10 protein-coding genes are annotated in these 11841 nt (G+C 63.0%); 4 read left to right on the top strand and 6 right to left on the bottom strand.

Annotated features, from left to right (window positions below; genetic code table 11):
• Nucleotides 1-221: 221 nt before the first annotated feature.
• The 3 genes from ACGLHT_RS27620 to ACGLHT_RS27610 all read right to left on the bottom strand — a co-directional run bounded on the left by ACGLHT_RS27620 (nt 222) and on the right by ACGLHT_RS27610 (nt 3024).
• Nucleotides 222-1037, bottom strand: coding sequence for a sugar phosphate isomerase/epimerase (locus ACGLHT_RS27620; RefSeq protein ID WP_274120990.1), 816 nt, complete (start codon nt 1035-1037; stop codon nt 222-224).
• Nucleotides 1038-1054: 17 nt separating this feature from the next.
• Entirely contained in the window at nt 1055-2107 is a 1053-nt protein-coding gene (locus tag ACGLHT_RS27615; protein ID WP_274120989.1) for a Gfo/Idh/MocA family protein, read from the bottom strand.
• 140 nt (nt 2108-2247) lie between these two features.
• On the bottom strand, nt 2248-3024 hold the full coding sequence (locus ACGLHT_RS27610; RefSeq protein WP_274120988.1) for an IclR family transcriptional regulator: 777 nt from the start codon (nt 3022-3024) through the stop codon (nt 2248-2250).
• A gap of 194 nt (nt 3025-3218) precedes the next feature.
• On the opposite strand from ACGLHT_RS27610, the gene ACGLHT_RS27605 reads away from it, so the two are divergent.
• Entirely contained in the window at nt 3219-4931 is a 1713-nt protein-coding gene (locus tag ACGLHT_RS27605) for an FAD-dependent oxidoreductase (protein ID WP_274079870.1), read from the top strand.
• A gap of 118 nt (nt 4932-5049) precedes the next feature.
• On the opposite strand, the gene ACGLHT_RS27600 is transcribed toward ACGLHT_RS27605, so the two are convergent.
• A complete protein-coding gene (locus ACGLHT_RS27600) occupies nt 5050-5934 on the bottom strand; it encodes a LysR family transcriptional regulator (RefSeq protein ID WP_274079871.1) in 885 nt (294 codons plus the stop codon).
• A gap of 145 nt (nt 5935-6079) precedes the next feature.
• Between ACGLHT_RS27600 and ACGLHT_RS27595 the strand changes: the two genes are divergently transcribed.
• The gene (locus ACGLHT_RS27595) at nt 6080-7099 is read left to right on the top strand and encodes an alpha/beta hydrolase (protein ID WP_274079872.1); all 1020 of its coding nucleotides are present in this window, start codon (nt 6080-6082) and stop codon (nt 7097-7099) included.
• A 621-nt stretch (nt 7100-7720) separates the two neighbouring features.
• On the opposite strand, the gene ACGLHT_RS27590 is transcribed toward ACGLHT_RS27595, so the two are convergent.
• Nucleotides 7721-9118, bottom strand: a complete 1398-nt coding sequence (locus ACGLHT_RS27590; protein ID WP_137164321.1) for a PAAR domain-containing protein — start codon at nt 9116-9118, stop codon at nt 7721-7723.
• Nucleotides 9119-9343: 225 nt separating this feature from the next.
• Between ACGLHT_RS27590 and ACGLHT_RS27585 the strand changes: the two genes are divergently transcribed.
• Nucleotides 9344-10066, top strand: coding sequence for a pirin family protein (locus ACGLHT_RS27585; RefSeq protein ID WP_274120987.1), 723 nt, complete (start codon nt 9344-9346; stop codon nt 10064-10066).
• A gap of 126 nt (nt 10067-10192) precedes the next feature.
• On the opposite strand, the gene ACGLHT_RS27580 is transcribed toward ACGLHT_RS27585, so the two are convergent.
• Nucleotides 10193-10486 carry a DUF1330 domain-containing protein gene (locus ACGLHT_RS27580; protein WP_274079875.1) on the bottom strand — a complete coding sequence of 98 codons (294 nt, stop codon included), beginning with the start codon at nt 10484-10486 and terminating at the stop codon, nt 10193-10195.
• 78 nt (nt 10487-10564) lie between these two features.
• On the opposite strand from ACGLHT_RS27580, the gene ribBA reads away from it, so the two are divergent.
• Nucleotides 10565-11686 carry a bifunctional 3,4-dihydroxy-2-butanone-4-phosphate synthase/GTP cyclohydrolase II gene (ribBA, locus tag ACGLHT_RS27575; protein ID WP_137164322.1) on the top strand — a complete coding sequence of 374 codons (1122 nt, stop codon included), beginning with the start codon at nt 10565-10567 and terminating at the stop codon, nt 11684-11686.
• Nucleotides 11687-11841 lie beyond the last annotated feature (155 nt).

Below are 11841 nucleotides of genomic sequence, written 5' to 3'. Positions count from 1 at the left end.
GCAGCCCCAGCAATTTCAACTGTTGCGCATCAATCCTGGGGCCGCGTTGCGGCCCTTTCGCGACACAAGGCCGCTCCCACAGGGATCGCGCCACCTTTTGAAATTTGAGCAAAACAGTTGCTCCCAGGTGGCGCCATGTTCCAGGCTTGCGCAGTACGTGTGGGAGCGGGCTTGCCCGCGAACACGGGCGATAGCCCGTGCCATGCGCCGCGTTCTATCAATCAGATTCTGGCCAGTACTGCCATGGCCTTCTCCAGCGCCATGCGCGCACGCTGTTCGCCGCTCATGCCCTGTTCCAGCAACTGCCGCGTGGGGATCTCCAGGCTCAACGGCACACTTGGCGGCAAGCCGCGCAGCAGGCCGACCAGATCGGCATCGCCCTCGCCCGGGAAGCGCCGCTCGTTGCGTGCCTGGCGCAGGATCTCGTCCATGTCGGCCGGCACCGGGCCGGCAACGTCGCACAGCTGGGCATAACGCATGCGCTGCGGCGCCAGTTGTGCCACATCGTCCAGCGAAGAGCCGGAGCGGTTGAAGTGGAAGGCATCCACCAACACACAGCCATTGGCGCGGTCAGCATTGGCCACCACCCGCATGGCCTGGCGCAGGTCACGCACATCAGTCCAAGGCATGAACTCCAGATGCGGATGAATGCCATACCCCGCCGCCAGGTCACACAACGCAGCAAAGCGCTCGGTCAGCCGCGCTTCATCCGGGTCGTTGCCAGCCACCAGCAGCTCCGTGCCGCCCAGCTCGGCGCCCACCGCCAGGATCGGCTCGAAATCGGCTACACAGGTTTCCGGCTTCAGCCTCAGGATCTCGAGGTCGAGCACCTTGATGCCCGTGTCGCGCAGGCGCGCCTGGGTCTGCCGGCGCAGGCCGGCGTCGGCCACCAGCGGGAAGTGCTGTTCCTGCTCGGTGGCGGGCACCAGGCGCAGGCCAACGTGGCTGTAACCGGCGCGGGCTGCTGCCTCGACCATGTCCGGCGGGGACAGCTCGAGTACCGTCAGGGCCGCCAGGGAGAAAATTCGCTCAGTCATTATCGTCACCAGACAAGTCAAGCAATGTGCTCGGGCGCACAGGCCCGGCCAGTTTCCGCGGCCTGGCGGATCGCCTCGATCAGCGCCAGGGTACGGCCACCGTCGGCGGCATCGATCAGCGGCGCCTGTTCACCCCGGGCAACCCGCACGAAGTGTTGCAGCTGCAAGGTCAATGCCTCGCCGGCGGGGATGCTTTCCTCGCTCTGCAACAACGGCGTGTGCCAGCCCGACCCGACCTCGGCGTAGTGCCAGCGCTTGAGTTGCGGAATGCTCAGGGCCCCCTGGGCGCCGGCCAGCAGGTAGCACGGCTGGCCATCCTGGCGCGGGTAGACCGGGCTTTCGCCGGAGTCCAGCTCCCAACTCCATGGCGCGGCCACCGCGTCGGAGCCAGTCAGGCTGCCCAATGCGCCATTGGCGAACTGCAGTAGTACCGCGGCGCTGTCTTCGTTGGCAAAACCGCGCACATCGTTGCGGGTGAATGCCTGCACCTGTACCACCTCGCCACACAGGTGGCGCAGCAGGTCGAGGTCATGGATCAGGTTGGTCAGCAAGAAGCCAGCGCCCGGCTCGCGGCGCCAGGGGGTTTCGAAATAGCTGTCGGGCTTTTGCAATTGCCACAGTGCGGTGACGTTGATCAGCCGGCCCAGCTTGCCGTCGGCAATCACCTGGTGAGCCTTGGCGATAAGCGGGTTGTGCCGGCGGTGATGGCCGACCAGCACAGGCACATTATGGCGGCGCGAGGCTTCCACCAGCGCGCGGACTTCATCCAGGTGCACGCCCACCGGTTTTTCGACCAGCACCGGTATACCGGCCTCGACGCAGTCCAGGGCGGTGGCGACATGCAGGTTGTTCGGGTTGGCGACGATCACTGCCTGGGGGCGCGCGTGCTCCAGCATCTGGCGGTGGTCGGCAAAACAGGGCACGCCGCATTCGGCGGCAAAGGCCTCGGCCTGCGGGCCCGGGTCGGCCACCGCGCACAGCTGGGCCTGCGGCACATTTAGCAAATGCTGGTAATGCTGGCGGCCCATGATGCCGGCGCCGATCAAGGCAATACGAAGGGGTACGTTCAACAGCCTGTCCTCTTGTCATTGTTGTGATGCTGATTCCGGAATCCGATTCCACAATCCACATTGAACAATTTAGAACCAGGTTCAGCTTTTCAGAAGAAGCTGTAGAACAGAGTGTGCGGTAATCGACCGGAAATGCACCTTCAGGCGAACAACTCACTGGCCCGGCTGGCCGCCGACAGTTCCTCTGCCGCCGCCAGCAACAGCGGCGCCAGTTCTGCCAGGCGGCTTTGCGCCAGGCGCGCACTGGGCCCGGCGATGCTCAGCACACCGATCACCTCGTCACTTTGCGGGCGGCGCACCACCGCAGCCAGGGCCGAGGTGCCGATGGCCGAGGTTTCCTCGACCCAGGCATAACCGCGCTCGCGGGCGCGGCGCAGGTAGGTGAGCAACTCGTCGGTGGAGCGCGGCGCATTCGGGCCGAACTGCGCCGGGTCGGCAATGCCCTGGCGCAATACCATCTGCAGCGCCTGCTCATCGTCCTGGCTGGCCAGCCAGGCATGCCCGGACGCGGTATAGAACAGCGGTGCGTCGCGGCCCATGTCCGGGTCGTAGCGCAGCCCGGAGCGGGCGCCCTGGGACTTGGCGATCCAGGTCTGGCGGGCACCGTCGATCACGCCAAGGCGCACCAGTTCGCCGCTGTCCTGGGCCAGGCGGTCGAGAATCGGCTGAATGATGTCGGCACCGCTGCTGGCAAGGTAACGGAAGCCCAACGCCACCAACTTGGCCGACAGCTGGTAGCGGCTGTTGTCCCGGTTCTGCCGCACATAGCCCAGCCGCACCAACTCGGTGAGCATGCGATGGGTGGCGCTCTTGGGGATGTCCAGGCGCTCGGCCAGGGTTTGCAACGGCAGCCCTTGCGGTTCACCGGTGAGGCTTTCTACAAGACTGAAGGCGCGTTCGATCTGACTACCAGCCATGACACAGGTCCCTGAAATTTTTGCGAATTCTAGAAGATGATTCCACACCGCCGATAGCCGCTGCAGCCAGAGCGACACGAACTGTCCGGTTATCGCCCATTACTTGCCCGGCAGGGCCGCCACACCCTTGCGGGCCGATTCGCTGCCAATAAGAATGTGGAACCTTGTTCCAATAACAATACAGGAATCCCGCAATGCCTTCCGCTCCCTACGAAACCGAATGCGATGTACTGGTCATAGGTTCTGGTGCCGCCGGGCTGGCTGCGGCCGTGACGGCTGCGTGGCATGGGCAGAAGGTGATCGTGGTGGAGAAGGAGCCAGTGTTCGGCGGCGCCACCGCCTGGTCCGGCGGCTGGGCCTGGGTCCCGCGCAACCCGCTGGCACGCCGGGCCGGCATCGAGGAAGACATCGAGCAGCCGCGTACCTACCTGCGCAATGAACTGGGGGCGTATTACAACGCCGAACGCGTCGACGCCTTCCTCGAAGCCTGCCCGCACATGGTGGCGTTTTTCGAAAAGCACACAGCGCTGCAGTTTGCCGACGGCAACGGCATCCCCGACATGCATGGCGACACACCGGGCGCGGCCCAGGGCGGGCACCAGGTGATTGCCGCGCCCTATGACGCCCGCGAGGTGGGTGCGCTGCTGCCACGCCTGCGCAAGACCATGCGCGAAACCTCATTCATGGGCATGCCGATAATGGCGGGTGCCGACCTTGCCGCGTTCCTCAACATGACCCGCTCGCCCAAGGCCTTGCTGCACGTGTGCAAACGCTTTGGCCGCCACCTTTACCACCTGGCCCGGTATGGCCGGGCGATGCACCTGGTCAACGGCGTGGCGCTGGTGGCCCGCCTGGCCAGGTCGGCGCAGGACCTGGGCGTGCGCCTGCAGGAGTCGGCACCGGCCAAACGCCTGCTGGTCGAGGATGGCCAGGTGCGGGGGGCGCTGGTGGCTACACCGCAGGGCGAGCAACTGATCCGTGCCAAGGCCGTGGTGCTCGCGGCGGGTGGTTTCCCCAACGACAACGCCCGCCGCCGGCAACTGTTCCCGCGCGATGCCAGCGGCCACGACAACCTGGCCCTGCCCCCCAAGGGTTGTTCGGGCGACGGCCTGCGCTTGGGCGAATCGGCCGGCGGTGTGGTCGCCACCGACCTGAAGTCGCCGGTGGCCTGGGCGCCGGTTTCGCGAGTGCCGCACCGCGACGGCAGTGTCGGCCACTTCCCGCACATCATCGAACGCGGCAAACCGGGCATCATCGGCGTGCTGGCCGACGGCAAGCGTTTCGTCAACGAAGCGCATGGCTATTACGACTATGTGTCAGCGATGGTCGCGGCGGTGCCGCAGGGCGAAGAGGTGTGTTCGTGGCTGGTTTGTGACCACCGCTTCCTGCGCCGCTACGGCCTGGGCCACGCCCGCCCGAAGCCACTGCCGGTGTGGCCGCACGTGCGCAGCGGCTATCTCAAGCGGGGTGTCACCCTTGAGCAGCTGGCCGAGGCCTGCGGCATCGACCCGGTAGGGCTGCGCGCCACGGTCAGCGATTTCAACAACCATGCCCGCAACGGCCAGGACCCAGCGTTCGGTCGTGGTTCCACACCGTTCAACCGCAAGCAGGGTGACCCGCAGCACAAGGGGCCAAACCCTTGCGTGGCACCCATCGAGCAGGGGCCGTTCTATGCGGTGAAGGTGCAGCCCGGCTGCTTTGGCACCTTTGCCGGGCTGCGCACCGACGGCAATGCCCGGGTGCTGGATGAGGCTGGGCAGCCGATTGCTGGCCTGTATGCGGCGGGTACCGATATGGCCAGCGTGTTTGGCGGCTGGTATCCGTCGGGTGGCATCAACCTGGGGCCGGCATTGACCTTTGGCTATGTGGCCGGGCGGCATATTGCCGGGGCGCAGGGGTATGAGTGAGGTGAGATCAGGCCGGCGGTTTTGCAGCGTCTGTGAGACCGGGCGGCGCTTCGCGGCAGGGAATGCCGAGCCCGATGCGGAACTTTACCCGCGAAGACGCCCACTCTAATACCGAAGGTCAGAGCTGCTCCAACCGCTCGCGCAGGAAGTTCACAAAACCCTGCACCGGCCGCGCCACCTGTCGGTGCTGCGGGTACACCGCCGACAGCTGCAGCGCCGGCGGTCGCCACTCATCCAGCACCGTCACCAGTCGCCCATCCGCCAGTGCCTGGCCCACGATGAAGGTTGGCAGATAAGTCACCCCCATCCCGGCAATCGCCGCATCCCTTAGCAGCTCGCCATTGTTCGCCCGCATCCGCCCGGCCACCTGGATCGCCTGTGCCTTGCCGCCCTGGCTGAACTGCCACTGCACCTGCCGCGAATGCCCATATGGCAGACAATCATGCCCAGCCAACTGCTCCGGTCTGGCCGGCACGCCCCGCGCTTCCAGATACGCCGGGCTCGCGCAATACACCCGCTCGACACTGGCAATGCGCCGCGCAATCAGGCTGGAGTCCTCCAGCGCACCAATCCGTAGCGCCAGGTCATAGCCCTCGCCGATCAGGTCAACAGCGCGGTCGCTCAAGTCCACTTCCACATCCACCTGCGGGTGCAACTGCAGAAACTCGGTCAGCAGGCAGCCCAGGTGCGCCATGGCGAACGACAGCGGCGCACTCAGGCGCAAGGTGCCACGCAAGGCCTGGGCCTGGCCGCTGATGTCGTGCTCCACCTGCTGCACTTCGCCGAGCAGGCGCAGCGCCGACTGGTAGTAGTGCTGGCCCAGCGGCGTGGCGTCCAGGCGCCGGGTGGAGCGATTGAGCAGGCGCACGCCCAGGCGCTCCTCCAGCTGCATCAGGCGCCGGCTGACCGATTGCTTGGACATCCCCAGGCGGTCGGCCGCAGCGGTGAAACTGCCAGCCTCCATGACCTGGGCAAAGATGCGCATATCTTCGTAAGGGTTCATTGTCTCGCTCTTGGTGACAGTCAAACGCTTTATAGCGGCTTTTTCCCATCAGCGCATCTCCCTAATCTACGCACAAGTCGCAGCGATGGCCCTGAAGGCCAGGCAAGACGCCCATTACCAACATTCAACAGAAAAGGATTCGCTCATGAACATTGTCCACAAAACCCTTACCGCTTCCCTTCTGGCCCTGTCCGTTTCCAGCGCCTTCGCCGCTGGCAGCCCGGGTATCGAACAGCACACCCAGGCCTTCCTCGAAGCCCTGGAACAAGGCGGCGGCAAGCCACTGGAGCAGCTCAGCCCGAAAGACGCCCGCGCGGTGCTGACCGGTGCCCAGGCCTCGGTAAAGGTCGAACTCTCGGGTATCGAGGTGAAGGAACGCACCATCCAGGCCAACGGCGAGTCGATCAAACTGCAAGTGGTTCGCCCGGCCAACGTGAAGGGTGACCTGCCGGTGTTCATGTTCTTCCACGGTGGCGGCTGGGTGCTCGGCGATTTCCCGACCCACCAGCGGCTGATCCGCGACCTGGTGGTTGGCTCTGGCGCAGTGGCGGTCTACGTCGACTACACCCCATCGCCGGAAGCGCACTACCCGACGGCGATCAACCAGGCCTACGCCGCCACCCGCTGGGTGGCCGAGCATGGCAAGGAAATTGGCGTGGACGGCAAGCGCCTGGCCGTGGCCGGCAACAGCGTCGGCGGCAACATGGCGGCAGTAGTGGCGTTGAAAGCCAAAGAGGCCGGCACCCCGGCCCTGCGTTTCCAGCTGCTGCTGTGGCCGGTGACCGATGCCAGCTTCGAAACTGCGTCGTACAAGCAGTTTGCCGAGGGGCATTTCCTTACCACCGGGATGATGAAATGGTTCTGGGACAACTACACCACCGATGCCAAGGCACGGGAACAGATCTACGCCTCACCGCTGCGGGCCAGCACTGAGCAACTCAAGGGCCTGCCGCCGGCATTGGTGCAGACGGCCGAGTTCGACGTGCTGCGCGATGAAGGTGAGGCGTATGCCCGCAAGCTGAATGCCGCTGGCGTGACTGTGACCTCGGTACGGTACAACGGGATGATTCATGACTATGGCTTGCTCAACCCGCTGAGCCAGGTGCCGGCGGTAAAGGCGGCGATGCGCCAGGCGGGCACCGAACTTAAAGTGCACCTGCAGTAAATCGAAGACCAGAAGACCCGCCTAGGCGGGTCTTTTGCTTCTATGGCGGAAATGGCCCGCAGGCTTCAATGAATCTGCCATCGGTGCGGCTATCTATGGCACCGTCCGCGCCGATGTAGATATCGACCCTGGGCCACTTGGGTTTGGCCCGAATGCAGTTCCACTTTCCACGGTTGTTCCAATCGAGCAGTTCATTACTTCAAATAAGAGACCGACGGGTCTCTTTATGGCTATTATTTGCCGAGTTCAATGATGGTCCAGGCTGCAATTACCCATGTGCATGCAACAGCATTACACCAAAAGGAGATTTGCAGGCGCCGCTTGAGAGGGATAGGACAGTTCCGACAGTCTTCAGCATTCAACAGCCCTCTACGAACAACCAGCACAGGGAAAACTGCTCCCAGCATAACGCCTGAAACAATCATTGCCCTCGTTCGGATCGATATCGTGGTCCAATATTTCAGATCTTCTTTCAGGCCCGGGCTGTTCTGAAACGCCGAGCAAAGCTCCTCAAAGCGCCTCCCCATCGTTAAACGGTAGTGAACTCCAAGTCCGACAGCCCCGATGACAAAGGGCGCCAATAGAAATGCAAGCCGCAAGTTGATAGGCCACGCTGTGAACTCAGTCATAGAGTTTCTCGAACAGTAACTCACCTGTCGTCTCTCCAAGACCTTCGCCCATTTTGCTCAAAGCAAATGAAGCACTGCCAACCAACAAAATTCCGCAAGCCACTTTGCCGTATATGCCAAATGCACAAACCAGTTGGGATGCATCAGCCGCCAGTTTTGCGCCTGCCATTCCCCCGGCTAACCCACCCGAGAAGCTCCCGGTCTCTGTGAATCGGATTTTCTTGCATTCTTCGGTCTCACCTGCGCGGCAAGTTTCATGAACCTTCAGATAAGAGGAGCCACCGCCAAGCCCGATCCCGATCCAGCCTCCATACTTGAGATACTGTGAAGTCTTCGCCACTTCGTCCAGATGCGTTGCATACCCAGGTATCTGCCCCGGCGCACCTGCCTTCTTCCAGTGATGTACAACGCTTTTCGTGGAGATGCCGAGGTCTCGGCGCAAGGTGTCATGACTGCCCAGATTTAATGCCTTGTTCAAAAAACCGATCCGCAGTTGCGCCCCGAGTTGCTGATAAAGCTCCCTACGCGCAGCAAAGAAACTCGGGCTGTTCAAATGGCCATATACCGCGAACTCTCGTTGATGCAGAGCCTCGATTCCCTTCAACGTATCCTTGACCTGCCCCAACCCTCGTTCGAGCATGTCCTTGCCCACGCCCATCGACTGGCTCGCCCCATTGAGCACTCCAGCAATCTCGCCGATGTGTTCCATCATGAAGTTGGCTTCTTCATGGGAGAGAATCGATAGCGACTCCCGCGCCCTCTCTGCCACCATGATCAGCTGGTTCTCCTCAAAGCTGCAGGCATAGCCACTACTCGGGCTGCCGAGGACAAAAATCTCGCCCGCCTTGAACCCTTCGGGAAAGGTCGGATTCAGACGTTGCAGCAGCGAGACAGGCAGCAGGTTATTTGTTGCGCCCAGGCTTTGCAGCACCTGCTCGAATGACATGCTGCGCTGCACGATATGGAAACCCGGCTCCAATATTGCCATTGAGTCGCGTTCAAAAGCGCTGAAAGCCTGGGCTGGGGTCTGCTCCGGTGAGGAAGGCGAACTCCGGGTGGTAGGCGACGATGGCGCTGTCTGAGTTGCACGGCCACCCGCAGAGTGAACCGCAGACCTTGCAATGACCCGGTTATTGCCCTCTGGACAGCCACACTTGACCAGCGCCCCGTCTACCACAGCTGGTTTTCCTTCGATGTTGAAGAAAGGCAGCCCTTCAACGATTACACCGGGCTTCTTGCATTCCGGGCACTCTGTCGTGGTGTCCCCCAGGCGCAGAGCACGCTGGTCGTTCCCCCGATAATTGGTACTGCTGGCTATGCAGACCGCCCCGGTGGTGGTGAGGTCTCCATCGAGTGCCTGTCCTTTGCCATGTATCGATATGCGTGTCATGAGCAACTCCCTGTATGGAAATCCCGACGCTATCACCGGCAAAACAGAAAGAGACCGAGCGGCGGAAAACTCAGAATTGCCCTACAAAAACCTGGGGCAACTGTCACGCATCACAAGACAGTAATTCCTTCCAGACACTATTTTTTAAAGAAATAGGTGACAGTAAAGTTATCTCCATAGACAGCACGGCAGCCCTTCCGGCCCCGGCATTCAAGGAGAATCACCATGCTCACCGTCCGTAACGCCAAAGACCGCGGCCTGGCCTTTCATGGCTGGCTGAAATCGTTCCACACCTTCTCTTTCGGCCACTACCGCAACCTGGACGAGCAAGGGTTCTCGGACCTGCTGGTGTTCAACGACGACCGCGTCATCCCCGGCAAGGGCTTTGGCCAGCACCCGCACCGCGACATGGAGATTTTCTCCTACGTGCTGGAAGGCGCGCTGGAGCACAAGGACACGCTGGGCACCGGCTCGGTGATCCGCCCGGGCGATGTGCAACTGATGAGCGCTGGCCACGGCGTGGCCCACAGCGAGTTCAACCACAGCCAGGTGCAGCCGGTGCACTTCCTGCAGATCTGGATCGTACCGAACGTGCAAGGCGCAACGCCGCGTTACCAGCAACAGCATTTCAGTGCCGAGGAAAAGCGCGGCAAGCTGCGCCTGATCATCTCGCCGGATGGCGCCGAGGGGTCATTGCAGGTACGGCAGAATGCGCGGGTGTATGCCGGCCTGTTCGACGGTGACGAGCGTGCCACCCTGACCTTGCCGGAAAACCGCCATGCCTATGTGCATGTGGCCCGGGGCAGCATCGAGCTCAATGGGCAAGTGCTGAATGAAGGGGATGGGGTGCGGGTGAGGCAGGAACAGGTGCTGGAGCTGGGCAATGGGGTGGATGCCGAGGTGCTGGTGTTCGACCTGCGGCCGCATGAATTGCCTGGCATGCCTTGAGTTTCTGCTTCGACAGTAATGGCCCTATCGCCGGCAAGCCAGCTCCCACAGGTACTGCACAGGTTTCAGATACTGTGCAGTACCTGTGGGAGCTGGCTTGCCGGCGATAGGGCCAGCAGCCATCACTCAGGGCTCGAACCCTTCGACGATGATCACCTCAGCCTTCGCCACCCCCTGGCGATGGCTGAAAGCCTCCTGGTACAGCTCGGACCGGTAACACGCCAGCGCCTGCTCGTAAGAATCGAACTCGATCACCACGCTACGCTGAGGGGTAGGCCGCCCTTCCATTGCCTCGCTACGCCCGCCACGGGCCAGGAAACGGCCGCCGAATGCCTTGAAGGCAGCCGGGGCGCGCTGGGTGTATTGCTGGTATTGCTCGGGGTCGGTCACGTCCACATGGGCGATCCAATAGGCCTTCATGCGTTGCTCTCCTGTTACGGCGATATTTGTGTATGATGGTATACCATAATAATCAACCCGCCACAGTGAGCGTGCAACATGGCTTTCAACACCATCGAAGAACTTCTCGAGGACTACCGGCAAGGCAAGATGGTCCTGCTGGTGGATGACGAGGACCGGGAAAACGAAGGCGACCTGCTGATCGCCGCCGAGCGTTGCGACGCCCAGGCCATCAACTTCATGGCCCGTGAAGCGCGCGGGTTGATCTGCCTGACCCTGACCGACGATCACTGCCAACGCCTGGGCCTGGAGCAGATGGTGCCGGCCAACGGCAGCGTGTTCAGCACCGCCTTCACCGTGTCGATCGAGGCGGCCACGGGCGTTACCACCGGTATTTCCGCTGCCGACCGGGCGCGTACCGTGGCGGCGGCCATGGCCCCCGACGCCCGCCCCGAAGACCTGGTGCAACCCGGCCACATCTTCCCCCTGCGCGCCCGCGAAGGCGGCGTGCTGACACGCGCCGGCCACACCGAAGCCGGCTGCGACCTGGCGCGCCTGGCCGGGTTCACCCCGGCGTCGGTGATCGTCGAAGTGCTCAACGACGACGGCACCATGGCCCGTCGCCCGGACCTGGAGGTGTTCGCTGCCCGGTATGGCATCAAGATCGGCACCATCGCCGACCTCATCCACTACCGCCTGAGCACCGAGCAGACCATCAAGCGTATCGGCGAACGCGAACTGCCGACCGTACACGGCACCTTCCGCCTGGTCACCTACGAAGACCGCATCGAAGGTGGCGTGCACATGGCCATGGTCATGGGCGATATCCGCCGCGAGCAGCCGACCCTGGTGCGGGTGCACGTGATCGACCCGTTGCGCGACCTGGTCGGCGCCGAATACGCCGGCCCCGCCAACTGGACGCTGTGGGCGGCGCTGCAGAAAGTGGCCGAGGAAGGCGCCGGCGTGGTTGTGATCCTGGCCAACCATGAGTCCTCGCAGGCACTGCTGGAGCGCGTGCCGCAGCTGACCCAGCCGGTGCGGCCTTACCAGCGTGGGCAATCGAAGGTGTACTCGGAGGTGGGTACAGGCGCGCAGATCCTGCAGGACCTGGGCGTGGGCAAGCTGCGCCACCTGGGCCCGCCGCTGAAATACGCGGGGCTGGCGGGGTATGAGCTGGAGGTCGTGCAAAGCATCCCCTTCGAGCCCGGACTGGTGAGCTGATACAGGCCCCTGTAGGAGCGGCCTTGTGTCGCGAAAGGGCCGCGAAGCGGCCCCGACAATTCATGTGTCGACGCTGAAATCCGGGGGCCGCTTTGCGGCCCTTTCGCGACACAAGGCCGCTCCTACAAAGGTTCGCGGCAAATTGCAGAGGACGG

It is taken from the genome of Pseudomonas sp. PsB (assembly GCF_043658375.1).
Taxonomy (GTDB): domain Bacteria; phylum Pseudomonadota; class Gammaproteobacteria; order Pseudomonadales; family Pseudomonadaceae; genus Aquipseudomonas; species Aquipseudomonas putida_Z.
Note: the sequence above shows the minus strand (reverse complement) of the source record. Positions and strands in the feature narration are given on the sequence as shown.